The 18,094-nt window shown below is 38.4% G+C and carries 15 protein-coding genes; 4 read left to right on the forward strand and 11 right to left on the reverse strand.

The genetic code is table 11. The features are described 5' to 3' along the window. Nucleotides 1-3 precede the first annotated feature (3 nt). The 3 genes from GLW08_RS06855 to GLW08_RS06865 all read right to left on the reverse strand — a co-directional run bounded on the left by GLW08_RS06855 (nt 4) and on the right by GLW08_RS06865 (nt 4,166). Nucleotides 4-1,461, reverse strand: a complete 1,458-nt coding sequence (locus GLW08_RS06855; protein ID WP_160847769.1) for a GAF domain-containing sensor histidine kinase — start codon at nt 1,459-1,461, stop codon at nt 4-6. A gap of 361 nt (nt 1,462-1,822) precedes the next feature. Further along, nucleotides 1,823-2,551 carry an SDR family oxidoreductase gene (locus GLW08_RS06860; protein WP_160847770.1) on the reverse strand — a complete coding sequence of 243 codons (729 nt, stop codon included), beginning with the start codon at nt 2,549-2,551 and terminating at the stop codon, nt 1,823-1,825. A 49-nt stretch (nt 2,552-2,600) separates the two neighbouring features. Then, entirely contained in the window at nt 2,601-4,166 is a 1,566-nt protein-coding gene (locus tag GLW08_RS06865; RefSeq protein WP_160847771.1) for a bifunctional GNAT family N-acetyltransferase/carbon-nitrogen hydrolase family protein, read from the reverse strand. A gap of 220 nt (nt 4,167-4,386) precedes the next feature. Here GLW08_RS06865 and GLW08_RS06870 point away from each other — a divergent pair, with 220 nt between their 5' ends. The 4 genes from GLW08_RS06870 to GLW08_RS06885 are packed head-to-tail and all read left to right on the forward strand — an operon-like array spanning nt 4,387 to nt 7,628. Beyond that, nucleotides 4,387-4,782, forward strand: coding sequence for a hypothetical protein (locus GLW08_RS06870; RefSeq protein WP_160847772.1), 396 nt, complete (start codon nt 4,387-4,389; stop codon nt 4,780-4,782). Between the two features lie 12 nt (nt 4,783-4,794). Next, complete coding sequence (locus GLW08_RS06875) at nt 4,795-5,412, forward strand: gluconate 2-dehydrogenase subunit 3 family protein (RefSeq protein WP_160847773.1); 618 nt, start codon at nt 4,795-4,797, stop codon at nt 5,410-5,412. Next, complete coding sequence (locus tag GLW08_RS06880) at nt 5,393-6,982, forward strand: FAD-dependent oxidoreductase (RefSeq protein ID WP_160847774.1); 1,590 nt, start codon at nt 5,393-5,395, stop codon at nt 6,980-6,982. Before GLW08_RS06875 ends, GLW08_RS06880 begins: the two co-directional genes overlap by 20 nt. A gap of 46 nt (nt 6,983-7,028) precedes the next feature. Then, nucleotides 7,029-7,628: a TetR/AcrR family transcriptional regulator gene (locus GLW08_RS06885; RefSeq protein WP_160847775.1), complete on the forward strand. Its 600-nt coding sequence runs from the start codon at nt 7,029-7,031 to the stop codon at nt 7,626-7,628. Nucleotides 7,629-8,116: 488 nt separating this feature from the next. On the opposite strand, the gene GLW08_RS06890 is transcribed toward GLW08_RS06885, so the two are convergent. The 8 genes from GLW08_RS06890 to GLW08_RS06925 form a co-directional block, all read right to left on the reverse strand. Further along, on the reverse strand, nt 8,117-8,842 hold the full coding sequence (locus tag GLW08_RS06890; RefSeq protein ID WP_160847776.1) for an ABC transporter ATP-binding protein: 726 nt from the start codon (nt 8,840-8,842) through the stop codon (nt 8,117-8,119). Between the two features lie 11 nt (nt 8,843-8,853). After that, a complete protein-coding gene (locus tag GLW08_RS06895; RefSeq protein WP_160847777.1) occupies nt 8,854-9,909 on the reverse strand; it encodes an ABC transporter permease in 1,056 nt (351 codons plus the stop codon). After that, on the reverse strand, nt 9,878-11,095 hold the full coding sequence (locus GLW08_RS06900; RefSeq protein ID WP_160847778.1) for an ABC transporter permease: 1,218 nt from the start codon (nt 11,093-11,095) through the stop codon (nt 9,878-9,880). Before GLW08_RS06900 ends, GLW08_RS06895 begins: the two co-directional genes overlap by 32 nt. Before the next feature lie 38 nt (nt 11,096-11,133). Beyond that, nucleotides 11,134-12,747, reverse strand: coding sequence for a DUF6583 family protein (locus GLW08_RS06905; protein ID WP_160847779.1), 1,614 nt, complete (start codon nt 12,745-12,747; stop codon nt 11,134-11,136). 359 nt (nt 12,748-13,106) lie between these two features. Then, the gene (locus GLW08_RS06910; protein WP_160847780.1) at nt 13,107-13,487 is read right to left on the reverse strand and encodes a DUF1499 domain-containing protein; all 381 of its coding nucleotides are present in this window, start codon (nt 13,485-13,487) and stop codon (nt 13,107-13,109) included. A gap of 147 nt (nt 13,488-13,634) precedes the next feature. Then, nucleotides 13,635-14,993, reverse strand: a complete 1,359-nt coding sequence (locus tag GLW08_RS06915; RefSeq protein WP_160847781.1) for an anti-sigma-I factor RsgI family protein — start codon at nt 14,991-14,993, stop codon at nt 13,635-13,637. Continuing rightward, the gene (gene sigI, locus GLW08_RS06920; protein ID WP_160847782.1) at nt 14,990-15,730 is read right to left on the reverse strand and encodes an RNA polymerase sigma factor SigI; all 741 of its coding nucleotides are present in this window, start codon (nt 15,728-15,730) and stop codon (nt 14,990-14,992) included. Before sigI ends, GLW08_RS06915 begins: the two co-directional genes overlap by 4 nt. Nucleotides 15,731-16,434: 704 nt before the next feature. After that, nucleotides 16,435-17,280 carry a S1C family serine protease gene (locus GLW08_RS06925; protein ID WP_160847783.1) on the reverse strand — a complete coding sequence of 282 codons (846 nt, stop codon included), beginning with the start codon at nt 17,278-17,280 and terminating at the stop codon, nt 16,435-16,437. Nucleotides 17,281-18,094 lie beyond the last annotated feature (814 nt).

Genomic DNA, 18,094 nt, shown 5'->3' on the forward strand with positions numbered 1-18,094 from the left:
CGCTTACTCTTCCTCCTTTTTAAAAGGAATCGCTATTGTTACAGTCGTTCCTTCTCCGGGCTGACTCGTTATATCGCAATGCCCACCTACTAATTCAGCTCTCTCCACCATTCCTTTTACTCCATAGGAAGGATAAATGGCTATCTCAATCTCATCTTGATCAAACCCTTTTCCTTTGTCTTCTATCGTCATTACTACCTGATTCTTTTCTTTGGATAGTGTCAAAGCAACTTCCTGACACATGGAATGCTTTTTGGCATTATGAAGGGCTTCTTGACCAATCCTCCACAGCGTTTCTTCTGCTGTGTATGGAAGGGTGGTCGTTCCAGAAGACTCCAATGCTACAGTTAGACCGATTTTTTCAGCATATGTTTTCAGACCAGCTAATACTCCTTCTTCTAATCCATGAGGCTTTAATCTTTGTATCAGTGTTCGCATCTCTTGTAGTGCATCAGAAGTAAGCGTTTGTATATAAGCTAATTGCTCTTTAACAGGCTTTTCCTTCGAAATCGATTTTGCCCCTTTGGCAGTTAATACGACAGAAAAGAGTAGCTGATTAACCGAATCATGTAGGTCTTGTGCTAATCGAGCCCTTTCCTGAAAACGAGCCATATCCTTTTCTCGTTCTTGCAATCGAACATTACGAAATGATAAATCTATATATTCAACGGCCAACTCGATCATCTCTTCTTCAAGCTCTGACAAATGACGTTCAAAACGAATACGTAACTGTCCGTTTTGATCAGATAACTCAAATGCATGGTCACCTTCTAGAGCTAAGCTTTCATCTCCAAACACCTCTCCACTAGCTCGAAGAGAAACCCCAGATACAGGGAATGCTTTATGTAGGCTATGTATGGCTATAGTACTAATTTTTTCTATTGTTTGCGCTTCTCTTAAGTTCTTTGATAAAGCATGAAGTGTGTTCAAGAAGTTAGCACGTTGCTCCTCTCGTTCAAACTGCTCCATACGCTGTAGTGCTGTCCCCATTTGAAAGGCAACTGCTTCAATTAAGTCCAGTTCAGATTGTTTATATGTAGAAGTATGAGGAGTAGCTACATTCAATAAACCAAATGAGCGATCCGGCGTCTTTAAAGGGACCGTAGCATGATGAGTAATCCCTCTTGTATCACCTTTTCCTAATTGGATTGATTTCTCAATCCGCTTACAATTTAAAATGTTTGTAGCAGTCGTCAACGTTCCCTGTTTATATTTACTCACACAGTAACAATCCTCCCCACACATGGGAGCCTTATCATCTATCGTTAAGGCAGGGGGTAACGCTTCGTCAGCTACAAGGCGAACGAATCCATTCTCCAAAAAAACCCAACCACTTTCAAAATGCGTAATATATACCAACTTCTGTAATACTTTTTGAATCATATCTTCCTTATGGTGACATTGGTTTAATGTTTCCGCTATTGTTTTCAAAGCTTCTAACCGTTGCTGTTCATCAAGCATACCAATCCAACTTTCTTAACAAGCTTCTATTGAGACATTATACCAAAAAATGCAATCCTCTACAGGATAAAGAAAAACACAAGCGCCCGCTTAGCGACGTACAAACTGTCCAACAGTGGTTTAGAGGAAGTTTTGAAATAATGGAGGTTCGATGTTGACTTATCGTAAGGAGATGCAGGAAGTTTGCTAGTCGCTGGGCGATGGAGCTGGCCGTGGCCTCTACACTTATAACGTTATACCCATGCAAACATTTGGTAAATTTCCTATAGATAAGGAACCATTCCATATATATGCACCACACCACCCCATAAACCTATAAAGAAAAGCGCAAGCACCATAGAGGTTACTCGCGCTTTTCTAATCAAGGTCTTGGATACTCCTGTATAAGCGGGTGAAGATGCATTTCATCTATTAGCATATGCTTGGGAGCAGCTGCCATATACACTACTGATTCCGCAATATCTTCGACTTTCAACCATTCTTTCTTTTCAGGGTCCCCTTGTGTGGATTCTGCAAAGTACGTGTCCACCATACCTGGGTTGATGGTACCTACCCTTATTTTATGTTCTCTTACTTCCTGAGCTACCGATCCCATAAAGCCTTGGACAGCATACTTAGTTGAGGTATATAGAGATCCATTTGGAATACTATATCGTCCAACATCAGATGAGATTGTAATAATGGTTCCGAATTGTTGTCGCTTCATAGAAGGGATGACGGCTTTTGTACATAGGAAGACGCCCTGTACGTTGACCTCGTACATTTTTGTCCACTCTTCCACCGTTACTTCCTCTACAGGTTTAAACATGCCTATTCCAGCATTATTGACGAGTATATCAACAGTACCAAACGCATTGGAAGTAGCTTGTACGACATGATCAATCTCATGCTCTTTACTCACATCGGCTTGGAAAGCTAACACGTTTTTGTACCCTTCTTCTTCTAACGCTTGTTTTGTTTTATAAATGTCATCAGAACTACCTAATAAAGACACGTTCACCCCTTGTGCGGCTAATTGACGAGCGGTTTCTTTCCCAATGCCTCTAGATGCACCTGTTATAATAGCTGTTTGCTCTTGTAGGTTTTGCATGTGTTGTCCATCCTTTCGCAACATTATTTTAACCTTACCCTTCCTCAAATCAATCGTTTGTTACTATTTCAGTGGATAGTCGTTTATAATTCATTTCAAATAAGTCACGTCTACGATCCCTTAGTTGTCTCACTGTCCCAGATTTACGTTGACGACGTAGTACTTCTAAATCCACATCTCCTACTACAATTGTTTCAATATTTGGGTGACACTCTCCGACAATTCCATCTCTTGCGAATTCAAAATCAGATGGAGTAAAAATACCAGATTGAGCATATTGGATATCCATGTTCTCAACCTGTGTAAGGTTACCAACCGTTCCGGCAATGACCGTATAAACCTGGTTCTCCACTGCACGTGCTTGAGCACAATAACGGACACGTAGATACCCTTGTCGATCATCTGTACAGAACGGACAGAAGATAATATTCGCACCTTGGTCGACTGCATAACGCGAAAGCTCTGGGAATTGGACATCATAACAAATTTGAATGGCAATTCTTCCACAGTCTGTATCAAACACCTTTACTGTATCTCCCGGTTGAATGCCCCACCATTTCTTTTCATTCGGTGTAACATGTATTTTGTATTGTTTCTCAATTGTTCCATCACGTCTGAACAAGTAAGCAATGTTAAAGACTTTATGGTTATCCTCTTCTACAAAATGAGATCCCCCAATAATATTCACATTGTATTTCACTGCTAAATGTGTGAATAATTCGATATAGTCTTCTGTGTACTCCGATAGTTTTCTTACCGCTTTTGATGGAATCTTTTCATCAATAATGGACATCAACTGAGTAGTAAATATTTCTGGGAAGACGGCGAAATCAGATCCATAATCACTAGCGACGTCTACATAATACTCTACTTGACGTGCAAATTCTTCAAAGGACTCAATATTCTTCATCATGTACTGAATCGCTGTAATTCGAACAGGATAAGACGTCTTAAAATAGCGTTTTGTAGTTGGACGATAATCTACATTATTCCATTCCATTAACGTTGCATATTTACTAGAGGCCTGATCATCTGGTAAGTAGTTTGGATTCACACGCATCACGGTAAATCCATTCATAATTTGGAAAGTCAGTACTGGGTCATAAATATTTTGATTCATTACCTCTCTGACATATGTCCGTGGTGACATTTGTTCCTCATACTTACTATAGTTTGGAATTCTTCCACCTATAATAATACTTTTAAGGTTCAATTGTTGAGCTAATTCCTTACGAGCCTCATATAAGCGTCTCCCAATTTTCATACCTCGATAATCGGGATGCACCATAATTTCAATTCCATAAAGGTTGTAACCTTCTGGGTCATGATTCGTAATATATCCCTCATCTGTAATATCGTCCCATGTATGCTGATCATCATATTCATCAAAATTCACCATTAAGCTTGAACAACTTCCGATAACCTCTCCTTCTAAATCAACACAAAACTGACCTTCTGGGAAAATATCTAAATGACTTTCCAAATGCTCCTTCTTCCACGGATCCATTCCTGGAAAGCACACATTTTGTAGTTCCATGATTTGCTCAATATCCTCATCGCGGATATTTCTAACTTCAATCTTTTTTTCAAATTGTGATAAATCCAATTTTGACATGTCGTCTAACCCTTTCTTTGTTCAACGTTAGTTTAGGGAACACATCTGTTTATCCCATATTATAAAACGGTTTCAAAGAATACTAAATGATAAACACAAACTGTTATCCTTTAGTTTAATCGTAATCAATTCCATACGGGTCTGTCTAGTCACACCCTCTATGTATAGAATAACCATTATTGAAACAAAATAGAAAATATTACTGTCAGGAGGAAGCTATATGCTAACAGATTGGAGTCAGATGAGCTTAGGACGAGTATTAACGCTTGTTATTGCGTTTGGCTTTCTTATGCTTTGGATGCAAGTTACGGTTTGGCATCATCGCGGGAAATTTCATAAATGGCAAATGTGGATTCCTGTGATTGCACTCCCATTGCTTGCTTTCTCGGGGTTTTTAGTGGTTGTCTATCCAGAACCATGGACTGGATGGATTCAAACTATCTTAACAAGTATAGGAGTTATAGCAGGAATGTATGGAGGCATTCTTCATCTGGTAGCTATTAGCAAACGTACAGGCGGCTTCGTGTATGAAAATCTTCAGTCAGGACCGCCTTTCATCCTTCCATTTACAATTGCTGCGTTTTCCATTATGCAGCTATTTAATCTATGGTATTAAAGGGGATTTACAATGACCAAACAGAACCATCCTTCCAAAACGTACTATCCTACATATGATGTTATTAGTCAAAAGAACGAATGGGATGAAGCAACTCAAAGCGTCATTTTTGAAAGGGTTCATTCTAAAGAGGGGAACGTATTATCAGCCACACACAAACGGACCCTTCAAGCCTTATCAAAATGCCTATTCCCATCCCATCTAGGCGAGCATACGCTTAGCATTTCCATGGTGCTTGACCAACGAATTACAAACAAAAAGCTATCAACCTTTCCAAGAGAAGCTCGCTTTACGAAAGAAGATATTATCATACAAGGATTAGAAAATACAGAACAAGAAAGTATCCATCAGTATCACCTCCCATTCTTCCAATTAGACAAAAACGATCAGCTTTCCATTATGGAGGCATGGAAAGAAATTGATGGAGACCCAAGGATTTGGAATCCTATTAAAAGTCATCTTTTTCATTCAACCTTAACTTCTGAACTCATAAAAATCATATACGCAGATCCACACATATGGTCTACCATCGGTTTCGCGGGTCCTGCTTATCCACGTGGCTATTATGCATTCGGCCCTCATCAATTTGATGAATGGGAGGCAAAACCTCATGACGAGAACCTCTTGTGATGTCTGTATTGTAGGTGCAGGAGCAGCTGGTTCTGTTGTAGCAGCTCACTTAGCAAAGGCAGGGCTTAACGTGTTCCTATTAGATGCAGGACCATTGCGTGACCCTCAACAAGATTTTGCTAGTGATGAGTTAGAAATGGAGAAATTGTTCTGGGATGAACCTAGAATTAGTGAAGGGCAAGATCCGTTAGATTTATATCGAAGTACATCCGGAAAAGGCGTTGGAGGAAGTGCAGTACATTATACTGCACAGCTATTACGATTTCACCCTACCGATTTTCAAACAAAAACGAGTGAACAAATTGGAGAGGATTGGCCGATTTCCTATCAAGATGTAGAACCCTATTATAAACAAATGACCAAAACGCTTTGTCTATCTGGACCTTCCACATTCCCATGGAAAAAATTCGGCAATCATTTTCCTTATCCTGCTCATCATGATTTATCCAATAATACGCTAAAATTTAGAGAAGGATTAGAACGAGCAGGTTATCAACACAGTGTTTCCCCATTGGCTATATTATCTGCTCCAAAGGGGGACAGACATCCTTGTATTAATAGGGGGTTTTGTGAAGAGGGATGTATGCCGGATGCCAAAACAACACCCTTAAATACATTTATTCCAGAAGGATTAAAAGCAGGAGTCACACTAATTTCCGAAGCTACAGCCTATCGCATTACAACGAACGAGGAAGGAAAAGCAACATCAGTACTTTACATACTTGATGGAAAACACCATGAAATAGAAGCAACAACCATCGTGTTAGCTGCTTACGCCATTGAAACGCCAAGGCTTTTATTAGCATCAGCATCCGAGTCCTTTCCCAACGGTCTTGCCAATTCATCCGGTTTAGTCGGCAAATATCTCCTTACAAACATGAATGACCATGTCCTCGCTATATTTCCTGAAGAAATACGAATGTATCGAGGTAACCCTGTCCAAGCCCTCACTCTGGATACGTATTTATGTGGCAGAAACTACGGATTCAAGAGAGGATTTCTTATGAATAGCTATGGTCTACGTCCAATCAGGCTAGCAACATTATTTTTTGAGAACGATACAGAGTGTGTAGGGGAACGATTAAGGGAGCGCATGCTTGATTATAATCATTATGTAAGTATTGCTATGCTGGGAGAAGTTATACCTCAACATCATAATGCTGTTACCTTATCCGATCAAAAGGATAAGTATGGATGTCCCATTCCAAAAGTAACGTTTTCCCACCACCAAAATGATGAATCCATACGAGAAAAAGCCAAAGACGTAATGAAATCGGTACTCAAGAATGCAGGAGGAACTCCTCTTTATCATTTAAAAGCTCATGCCCATTTAATGGGGGGGTGTCGAATGGGGAATAATTCAACTAATTCAGTCGTTACTAGCTATGGTCAAACCCATGATGTGGACAATTTATTCGTTGTAGGTTCACCAACATTTGTAACCGCCCCATCTGCTAATCCAACCCTTACGGTATATAGTCTGGCACAGCGGTCAGCAGAATATATCGAAACCTATACAAAACAGGCTAAGGAGAAAAACGATAGCAATCAACAGAGCAAAATGAATTGATTCACTCTAAAACCCACGGTATGATAAGGGTGAAGAGGTGGCGCCCATGAATGGTTTTGAAAGAAGAACGGAATTAAAGAAGAAAAACATTTTAGATACAGCGTTTGAGCTTTTTTCTAGGCAAGGCATACAAAAAGTAAGCATACAAGAAATTGCAAAAAAAGCTGAAGTTTCTCAAGTAACGATATATAACTATTTCGGAAGTAAGGATCAGTTACTTGTTGAATCAGTGAAATCTTTTGCCTTCTCAAGAATTGAAGAAGTCAAAGATTTATTGCATGATCCTTCCCTTGCTTTTGATGAGAAAATACGTCAACTAATTACCTTAAAGATGGACAACATCTTTCAATTTGATTTGGAATTTATGCAAGCGTTAATGTCAGATCGACCTGAACTGAAGGAATTTATTGATGAATTCTCTCAATCCTACACGATTCCTCTTTTTATGGACTTACTCGAGGAAGGGAAAGAAGCAGGCTTCATCCATCACTCTATCTCGTTACAAATGATGATGTTTTACGTAGATATGTACTATCAGGCCATGCGAAATCATAAAGAATTTTTTCAATCAGAGGAGTCCCTCATACAGTTCACAGAACAAATCCTTCATATGTTCTTTTATGGTATTACAGGAAAAACCGAATAAAAACCAGATGTCGAAACTTTCTGTCGACATCTGGTTTTTTTACATTTTTTATAAATGGATGTCTTCATTAATGGAATAATACGCAATTCTTTCGTTAGGTTATATCCATACCAAGAACAACTCCAAATGTCGGTTTTGATTCTAGAGTTTATATCAGAAATAACCCTTTTTCAATTCCAACATCTAAAATATCGATTTTGGTTTTTACTTCCATATCATTCAGAATCTGCTACACATGAAGATCTACTTCTTCCCTCATACTAAAAATAATCTCTTCTATAAAAAGAGAAAAGGGTTTTGATAAGGCTTATGTTTCATTGTAAAGGCCAATACAATGATGTACCCTTAACCTTCTTAGCTTTGCTGCAAAGGTTCTAGATGATAAGCAATTGCTTCATTATACGGAATTGAAGTTAAAAGCTAGGCACATATGTTAAACCTCCAGTCGTTTGTCCAACCTAGGGCAGACGACTTTCACATCATTCTTCTTATAAATAAGATAAAATCTTCTCCAACTCTTGATGTTCTTCTTGGTTCTTCAATAGTTGAGACTTAGTACGATGAAAAACTTCTTTATCATCATGAAATACCACATGACCATTCAAGAGTACGATGAACTGATCACTTAATGTATGTAGTTCATGTCGATCATGACTAATGTAGAGCAAGGTTTTTCCTTGTTGATGTAACGCTTTTAACCACGTTAGAATATCTTCTTTTGCTGCAAGGTCAATCCCTGCTGTTGGTTCATCCAATAAACAAATAGATGGATTATGTATTAATCCCACACATAAATTCAACTTTCTTTTCCATCCACCTGATAGGTATTGAATCCGCTGGTTAGCTACTTCATCCAAACGAAGGGTTTGTTTCATGTTTTGTACGAAAGCGTCATCTATTTTTTTCGGAGATATATTCGACCAAAAATCAAGCTGTTCTTTGACTGTCAGTTCTTCGTATAAAGCAATTTCTTGGGGGATATATCCAATAGATTGACGAACATTTTTTACTGAAGAGGTGTACGATTTCCCTTGATAATAAATGGTTCCTTTGGTTGGCCGTTCCAGTGATGCAATGAGCTTTAGGAGTGTGGATTTACCAGCTCCATTAGGACCAACTATGCCGTATGCCCCCCCTTCCTCAATCTCTAAGGTGGTAGGGGCTAGCACCTCCTTCTTCTTGTATGATTTTGAAACCTCTTTTAACGTAATCATTCAAGCACTCCTTACATGATAAATGGATTATGCATAAGCCAGCTTGGTGGAAAGTATGGGACAACTGTATCCCCAATCCATGAAACTCCTGATTGATTTAATAAGGTTGCTACAACTGTGACAACTGCTACACTTTCGATAACAATAAGTGTTGCAGAAGACAGCTTAAACATAAGATAAAACGCATATGTAACTACAATCGTTCCAGTTAGCACAATACTTGCCCACAATCCCACCTGTAGTAACAAATCCCAAGGGACCCTACCTCCCATTGCGCATATGGCAATGAGAAATGACATAAGAGAAACAAGCCAAATACTCAATCCTTGTCCCAAATAGTATCGAATTGGGGTTAGTTGAACTAATGAAAGGCGATCCAACACACCATTTTGCTTATCTTTCCAAAGCTGTTGACATAACCAAATAGACATTGTCCAAGCGTAGAAAAAAAATAGTACCAAAACAGTTTTATGCCAATTGGCTAACAATGCCTTGTCTTGCTGGGGAAAGGAAGGAGTTCGTTTGATAAAATTCATTTCAAATAAAGGGGAAGGCTCCCAAAAAGAAGCTGAATATTGATAGACTTCTTCCCAATCTTTATTCGATTGTGAAGCCTCCATCACTGTATTTGCCGCCTTGGCATTCAGCGCTATACGCATCAATTCAGCACCTAACTGCTCTTTTATAAATACATCTAAAGTTGAATTGCTCGTCCTCATCCACGTAATAGTATCTTGAATGGCTCCTGCCTTTATCTCGTTTTCCAATCCTTCTTGCAACACAAAACCAGCTTCCACTTCTCCCTTTTGTAACGCCTTTACCATATCCTTATAAGGGAGGAGTTGAATGGATAATCGTTGTTGATCTGTTAATCGCGAAACGATTCGTTGACTATACGTGCTCTCATCCTCATCTACAATCGCAATCGGAATCGTCGTCTTTTCCGTCGTTGATGTCAGAAATGGTGCTAAAATGAAGAAACATAGGAAAGGAAACATCATGCTGATAAGAGCTACGAATGGTTTTGTTTTCCATCTACGAAGTTGTAATCCTAGATAGGTAAGCATGGCGTCTCTCCTTCCATTGCGTGATTAAACAACCGAAGATCCATAATACGATTGACCATACGAGAAGAATGAAAATCATAGGTGTTATGGAGGACTCGTTCGTTACAGAATACTGAAATAATACATAGCATGCTGAGAACGGATTCCACGCAAATAATAAAGAAGATGGTAAATAATTAGATGGAACCCATACCCCTGCTACCCCAATACCTAATAAGCCCGTAGTTAGTAATGCCCCTACCCTTATCAATGTATGTTTAAGAATTCCATAGAAAGCAGATACGAACATTGTAAGGAATAAGCTACACAGAATAATTGCTATCCCTATCTTCCAAGAAAATGCAGGAATGCTATCTGTAAAGCCAATCATTACGAAAAATAGAATACCACTTAAGGTAATAGCAAGAAACCACTTCACTGACTTGATTATATAATCATGTAAGTCTGTAATGTTGAATGAGCGTAACCTTAACGTCATATTTTTATTCTTCATACGAGTATCAGCAAGGTGATAGATCATACTGAATAAAAATAGAAACGTAATCATGACTGATATCATGCCATGTAATTCCCAACCTAAGCTAGTGCCAGCTGGTATCAGTTCGGTTTCAAATGCCTTATTTCTAGATAATGCGAATAGGGTGAACGTTACAATCAATTGCTGCAGCTTCCCGTTCCGCTTCTCTTCTGGTAGAGATTTAATATGTAAGTCATATACAGTATTCACAGCACTTTGAGAAGCAGATATATAGTTAGCGCCACTCTCTAGTAACACATTGACCAACGTGGACTGAAGAGGTTGTTGTTGATTCGTTACGATTTTGATGGGATCATTTTCACCTCTTCGAAGGCTTTGCGTAAACCCTTCAGGGATTTCAATAATTGCAGTAATTTCTTCGTTAGAAAACAATTCATTTGCTTTGGATCTATCCATTGGCCTCAAATTCATAGCTGCTTTCATTCTTCCATCATCAGCTAACTGATTAACAAGCGATTTCGTCTCAAATGTTTGATCTTGATCAACAACAGCAGTCTGAATTAGCTGTTCTTCATTTTGAAACAACGAAAAAACTACCGAGAACATCATACCCAATACAATTATTGGTAATAGAAAAGATAAAAAAAGAGGGGCAGGCCTTCGAATGGTCGCCCTCATCTCATATTTCCATAGCGAGAACACATTCATCAAGCTGCCACCTCCATATCATAAATCGTTCATACGAATTAGAATCCGCCTAGGCCTCCTAGACCGCCCATGAAGTTTCCAATATATTGTTGCAGATTCATTTGGATTTCTTTACTGATTTGCTCAAGTTCTTGATCTGATTTTTCCATCACTTGTACAGCTTCCTTCCCTTCCACAGTTGGGAAACTTACGTCGTTTGTGAAGGAAACATCTTGTTCTAAATGAAATTCAACATGGGCTTTTGTATTCCCCATTGCAGGATCATTCATAGCAATATCAAGTTCAAGGTCACTTTTTTGTGTATATTGGTTGTTATCTTCTTTTGTTGTTTTCGATTTGAACGTACCACTAATACCAGGCACTGGTTGATTCCCAAGCTTACTTCCTTCAAGCTGAAGTTCAAAGTCTGTATTGGAGCTTGTTTCTGTGTAGTCTGTATTTAATAGTAAATTCGCTTTCAAATCCTCTTGCTGATCTTTGTAATCTAAGCCAATATTGTAGTCTACATGCAGACCATCCTTATTTGGCTTTCCATCTTCTTTGTAACTGATTTTAAGCTTACTATCTTCAGACTCAGGAATAAAGGTAACGTTGGCTGATGCTGTATAGCGATTCTTCGCTTCTTTATTATAGTCGCTTGAAATAGCAACATTTACAGCGTCTTCATCATTAGGTTTTATATCCATGGTCCATGTTTCATGTGCAACAATATCATCTTTAATATAGGCTTCAATTGTAATACCATTTGGAAGCTTGACTTGATCTACATTTTGAATAGCAGTCTCAAGATTTTCTTGTAAAGTTTCTTGTTCACCTGCTGCCATCCCCTGAAGTTTCATTTGCTGATCAAGAACATCCCATATCCGCTCGTCGTTCTTAAGCTTTTCCATTAATGTTTTCATCATAGCTTGTGCTTTTTCTTCACTAATGTCAATTGTTACCTTGTCATATTTCGCTTCCTCATAGGAAACACCTTTTGATAGAGAGAACTGATCTTGGTCAAAATGTTTCCCTAATGCCTTCACATATTCTTCAGCCATCTCTTTCATCTCATCTGCAGTAAATGCTGCACTGTTAGACTGTACAAAGTTAGGAATTTCCGTTAACCCCTGTGTGGGTTGATTCATTCGTTCCATGAAAGCCCCAAGTTCATCATTTTTTAATGCAAAATATTTACCATATAGAAATGGTGCTTTTACAGCTGTCTTTTCTTCATTTTGATAAAAGCTCCCCTGCGCAAGACTATTCCCCTGTAACAGAACATCAAGACTACCAGACATTTCACTAGTCTCAGGATCTACCTTTGACGTCATCTTTAATTCTAATGTTGATAAAATACCTTGTATCATAGCCAATTGTGGAACTGCTTGATTTAATTGTCCACCTTGAGCATTAACATTCATTTTTAAAGAAGCATCTGTTTTGTATGCTTCTTGTAGCATACGTTCTTGTAGTGCTAACGTATGTTGATTGTATTGTTCCATACGTTCCCAATGTTCTTCCATCGTATTTTTCTCTGCTGTTACGTAAAGAGCCATAGGATTATTTTCTTTTAGCACACCATAAGCAGTGGCACCAAAACCGACTACGACGATGATTGATAAAACCACGACTAGCCATTTGCTTATTCCTTTTTTCTTATGTTGGCTCATGTCTCTCTCCCCTTCTAATAAATAAAAAATCCGTTCTCCCCCCACTAGGAGATTCAATAGTTCATAGATAATTCTAAGACCTTACTTATTATACTATCTTGTAATGTTTTCGAAAACCTTTTGTAACATAAAAGTCATAAACTCTTAACTTTTTTTTAATATATTTTAAAAGTCATGAAGTTATCTAGACTTGCGTTCGAGCACTTCGAGTTGAAGAATAAGCCTTCCTGTCACAACTAGCGTGTAGTAACAAATATTTCATAATTCATATAAAGGTATAAATCCCGTTTTCTCTCCCTAGTTTAGAATTATATATCTAAAAAATGCCTTCAAACGAGGATACATTTGAAGGCATGTTCTTATAACTTATTATATGACTCTGCTATATCATTCATTCGACTTCGATTTTTTCCTAAGTCAGAATAACCTGTTCGAGAGGCAGAACGAAAATGGATATTCTGTTCTTCTTCATTTAAGTAAAATTCTACATCATCCGTGAACTTAAGCCACTTGGTAGTAAAGGTAGCATGAATATAGTCCCCACGCTCTGTAACAATTTGAGCTTTGGGATATTCCTCTATGATTCTTTTCAGCTTGTCTTTTGTAGATTGTTTATCACCTTTAAAAGCTAATGCTTCCATATGCTTGGACTCATCTTCCGCTTGAGTGGATACACAATTTGGTGAACTCGGACAAGGAGCTAACTTCGCATCACGAACCCCTATGTTTTGCCTAGCCATTTTACATCCCTCCATTTCTTCATATTGTAACGAAAGAACTAAAGGATTGCACTTTTGGATATCTAACCTAGTTTATATAATACACATTAAAACCCTTTCTCTGAATCTGAGACAGAAAAAGGGTTTTAATTAATATTCGTATAATAGTTATTGTTTGTTCTTTTTATTAGAATTTTTATGTTGTTTTTGCATGTTTTTGTTCCTATCTTTGTTCTTCCTTTTGTTGTTGTTTGGTTTATCTTTTCCTCTATTGTCATTCCATTTCTTATCTTTCTCTTGTTTGATTTTCAGTTCTTTCTGGGATCGTTTCGAATTATTTTGTTGTTTCATCTCTTTTTTTTTATTTGGTTGATTGTTTTTTTGTTTCGTTTGTAAAAAATCAGCCTCTTCCTCCATTCGCTTGCGAAGAAGCGAACGGAATTCGTCAATGTTGCCAGATTCCTTGACCTTCTTTGCTATACCAGGAGGAAGAGCATTGAGTATATTATCATCTTGTATGTCTATTTTTTTTGCTATGCCAGGTGGGAGTTTATCCAATAATTGTTCTGCTGAGTATGAAACAGCCTTATTCTTCTTAGCATTGTGCTGTTTATTTTCTTTAGCTGAAGTATTGGTATCCACTTCACTGGTTTCTGGTTGTTCGTTTTCTCCCTGTGTATCTTCTTTAGATTCCGGGTTTTCTGGAGTAGGATTTTGTTTAGAACCTGAATCTGACTGTTCTTGTGTAGAATTTTGTTTATTTTGGCCATTAGGATCTTTGGAACCATTATAAAATGATTGAATAATTTCTTGTTCCTTTTTATTCACATTAGATGATGTAGATACAGTGTTCGTTGTTCCCTCTGTAGGTTGCATGACTGATTGAGCATACAACTCATTCATCGATTTCTTTTCTTCTTGAGCTTGCTTTCGGATTTCTTTAGGTACTTCAAACGTGGCAATAGTCACGGCTTGAGGATTTGTTTGCAAGTATTCATCAATACTATTTGTAATTCCTTTTCCTTGACTGCTGTTTCCATCATAGCTTACACCAATCATGACTTGGTTCTTTTGATTCATTAAGCCAGCTTCCTGTCCTTTTTGAATAATGGTGACAGTTACTTTTTCCACGGCCTTGTTTTTCCAGTCTGACAGTGTTTCGAGAAATGAACCCGCATCGTCATTTAATGCTGTCATATCAATGACTTTCATTTTATGATTGACTTTCAACTCTAAACTAGGGTTCATATCAATATTTACATAAGCATAAGCTTGGTTGGAATCATACCACGAATATAACGGTAGGATGGCAATTAGTAATGCCGTTACCATAGCAATAAAACGTACATTAAGTTTTAGATTCCTAGGAAAAAAACCAAACAGTTTGTTTTTTTCTGGTAAAGGTTCGAATTGTACTTCGTCTCCCGGTATATTTCCAGTCAGTGGTTTTGCTTTATGGAACGTGCCATCTCTACCCATAACGACGGAATACCGACGATGTTGCTCCATGATGATTCCTTTTCTCAAAGGCCCACCCCCCTAATATAATCTTTCAAGTAGACGTAATCTTCATGCAAAATGATGAAAATGGCTAAGATGAATTTACGATTACGTTCTAAGGTTTTTTTACTTACCTCTACTTTGTCAGCCAAAAGTTTCATAGGAAGTTTACGCTTCTCTAGAACAAAGTCCCTAAGTTGTTCATCGTTGTAAATCGTGCGAGCTACTTTGATAGCTGACTCCCGAGCATCTCTATGCTTGGGGGACACAGTAGTAAGCTCTTCAAAAGACAATTTATACGTTTTCAACTTCTCTGTAAAATCATGAATTTCAATGCGTCTATACCAGCTTTCAGTTTCAAGGTCATAACGATCTCTAGCTGCTTTAACCTCTTGCGGATTTTCCATTTGTTCCTCGTCATCATATTCTTGATCAATCGAGGCAACCACTGGGTTATTCTGATCATTTCGTATATAATCAATAACTTTCCGCTTTACTACAAGCTTGGCGAAAGAGAGAAAAGAGCTTCCTTTCTCTCTTGAATAAGATTGGATAGCTTCATGAAAAGCCATCAAACCTATACTGAATTCATCGTCTTTTGAAGGGTCGATATATCGTTTGCAAACTTCAGAGACACTTTTGGCGATAAAAGGTTGATATTGCTTCAGGAGATGATTTTGTGCATCCTCATCGCCATCCTGTGCAAGGGTGACGAGTTCTTCGAGGCTATCATCTCCGTCTTTTTTTAACAGACGTCTGATCAACCTTTATCACCTCCAGCTATTTATAATTTTCGGTTTATTTGATTTATTTTTGGGTGGTGACCTTTACTTTTTTTCATTTTTGTTACAAAAAGATTTCACCCATTGTCATATTCAATACATGTTTTTCCTATCATGGCGGGGGTTGAGCCACTTTCAATATGGGTATCATACAACATATAAAAGGTATTATCTACCGTTTTTTTCATCCATTTATTAACATCGTCCTGAAATCACACGACACCAAGGAATAGAAAGGCATCAATTTATATCATTTCTTTTCTTCTTAATTCCTATTAGAATTTCTTTACAAAAGGAACAAAAGTTCAGGGCACCCGATTAGCGACGTGCATGCTGCGGCCCACACGACGTGGGTTGGTTCGATGTTTCTGCGTGACGCAGCGATTTTAATCGAACTTCCCTTGATTCCGTATGAGATAAAGGAAACACGAAGAGTGGTAGCGATTCGATGTTGACTTATCGTAAGGAGGTGCAGGAAGTTTGCTAGGCGCTGGGCGCTGGAGCTGGACGTGGCCTCTATAACATACTTAGTTATGCACAAGCCAACATTTTTATAATTTCCTAGAAAGTAAAAAACTACCTATCTTACGGTAAACGGTAGTTTTACACTTTATATCTATTCGTTACATTACAGGGGAGTCTGTCGTCTGGAGTTGAAAAATTTTCTAATATACTCATCTTTTCACTCATTGGTCCGGAGTTTGACTTTCCTCTAGATTTTCTATTTTATGGTGGTAATACGAAATTGGAATGGCCAAGCCAACCTTGCCATGTTGCTCCCGTTTAATTGTAGCAAACACAACAGCTATAACTTCACCTTCCATATTAATCACTGGGCTCCCGCTATTCCCATGATAAATCGGAGCATCGAGCATTAGAACATCCTCTTCCCAATCATCTAAACGCGTATAGCCAATTACTTCACCTTCATTCGCGATTCCTGTAAAACGAAGTGGATTGCCTATAAAGTGCACATGCTCTCTTTCCTTAAATGATGTTTCCTCAGCTAAAGGTAATGATGGAAGGTCTTCTACTTTTTTCCCATCTACCCGCCTAGCTTTCAACAAAGCTAAATCCACACTTTCAAATTCAGCTACCACTTCTCCTTGGAAGAGCCCTTCTTCTGGATAGGCTAATGATATCTTTTCCCCATTATCAATCACATGGTGGTTCGTTATGATATAGCCATCTTCTGATATGGAGAATCCTGTACCTTTTGACTTTCCTGATTCAACAACAACGATGGATCTTTGATAGGTGTTGATATCTGAATTAGTCGATAATTGAGCAGATTTAAAGAGGAAATCAACAGCAGGTAAGGAAAAAGTCTTCGGTATAATGGCGATAACATTGATAAACATCATAATGGCAATTAACCAAAACGCCCATTTGGGAAAGACGGGTCCTTTTTTCTCTGGTTTAGGCTTACGACGCTCTTCCTCTAGTAACTCAAATAATTCCTCATCTTCGAACTCTTCATATAAATCATCATCTATTATATCTGGGTTTTGATTGTTTCGATCTTCACTCATAGCAAACTCCCTTTACGTTAAATGACATAAGATAGGGCATCACATATTTTTCATTTTACCACCTTTGTTTCAAATGTGAGAAATTTGTTGGCTGTTAGATGCAAGAGATATTCCATAATAGCCCCATTATCTTGAAGACCTGGATTCGAGATATATTCAAGAGGTGATCGGTCCGATACTTGAAAAGTGGAAGGGGGGGATTACGGTGAAACAACTCGCTTTCCTCGGGCGAGCTTGTGAGCCTTCTCAGTCGCTTTGCTCCCTCCGGGGTCTCACCAACCTCTTTCTCCCGCGGGAGTCTCGTAGGTCCCCTTCACCCCCAACCTGGTAATGGCTATCGGACTCGCAGCCAAATGTTGTATGTCTGGGTAGATTATAAGGACAAATAAAACTTTATTTTTTACAAACAGCGAACTAATGTCCATTAGCTTTCTTGCCACAGAATTTTTTGTTATGAACCAATTGTGATACTAGAACTTACTAGGGTGTAGACCATCAGAAGATATTCAAATATCTCAACCTCTCTAAGTTCGCTATGTTTCCGTTGCTCCCAATACTAGCAAAGGTGGCCGTGGAACAAGGAGACTCCCGCCGGAGAAAGAGGTAGGCAAGACCCCACAGAGCCCCGATTTTTGGGCTCGAGGAGGCTTGCCAGCTCGCCGGCAGGACGCGAGTTGTTCCACGGCCACCTTTATTCTAACTAAATCTACGGAAACATCGCTCCTTCGGGATTACCAAATTTATCTCGATTTCAAGTATTCCAGATTATTCCTCTTATGCTGAATAGCTTCTCTCTTCCAGTTATTTTTCATAA

The sequence above is a fragment of the Pontibacillus yanchengensis genome (assembly GCF_009856295.1).
Classification (GTDB): domain Bacteria; phylum Bacillota; class Bacilli; order Bacillales; family BH030062; genus Pontibacillus; species Pontibacillus yanchengensis_A.

Coding starts and splice junctions, on each gene's coding strand:
- GLW08_RS06890 (WP_160847776.1), bottom strand. CDS start 8,842: ATGATTACGTTAAAAGAGGTTTCAAAATCATACAAGAAGAAGGAGGTG.
- GLW08_RS06875 (WP_160847773.1), top strand. CDS start 4,795: ATGACCAAACAGAACCATCCTTCCAAAACGTACTATCCTACATATGAT.
- GLW08_RS06895 (WP_160847777.1), bottom strand. CDS start 9,909: ATGCTTACCTATCTAGGATTACAACTTCGTAGATGGAAAACAAAACCA.
- GLW08_RS06870 (WP_160847772.1), top strand. CDS start 4,387: ATGCTAACAGATTGGAGTCAGATGAGCTTAGGACGAGTATTAACGCTT.
- GLW08_RS06900 (WP_160847778.1), bottom strand. CDS start 11,095: ATGAATGTGTTCTCGCTATGGAAATATGAGATGAGGGCGACCATTCGA.
- GLW08_RS06905 (WP_160847779.1), bottom strand. CDS start 12,747: ATGAGCCAACATAAGAAAAAAGGAATAAGCAAATGGCTAGTCGTGGTT.
- GLW08_RS06910 (WP_160847780.1), bottom strand. CDS start 13,487: ATGGCTAGGCAAAACATAGGGGTTCGTGATGCGAAGTTAGCTCCTTGT.
- GLW08_RS06925 (WP_160847783.1), bottom strand. CDS start 17,280: ATGAGTGAAGATCGAAACAATCAAAACCCAGATATAATAGATGATGAT.
- GLW08_RS06885 (WP_160847775.1), top strand. CDS start 7,029: ATGAATGGTTTTGAAAGAAGAACGGAATTAAAGAAGAAAAACATTTTA.
- GLW08_RS06880 (WP_160847774.1), top strand. CDS start 5,393: ATGACGAGAACCTCTTGTGATGTCTGTATTGTAGGTGCAGGAGCAGCT.
- GLW08_RS06860 (WP_160847770.1), bottom strand. CDS start 2,551: ATGCAAAACCTACAAGAGCAAACAGCTATTATAACAGGTGCATCTAGA.
- GLW08_RS06855 (WP_160847769.1), bottom strand. CDS start 1,461: ATGCTTGATGAACAGCAACGGTTAGAAGCTTTGAAAACAATAGCGGAA.
- GLW08_RS06865 (WP_160847771.1), bottom strand. CDS start 4,166: ATGTCAAAATTGGATTTATCACAATTTGAAAAAAAGATTGAAGTTAGA.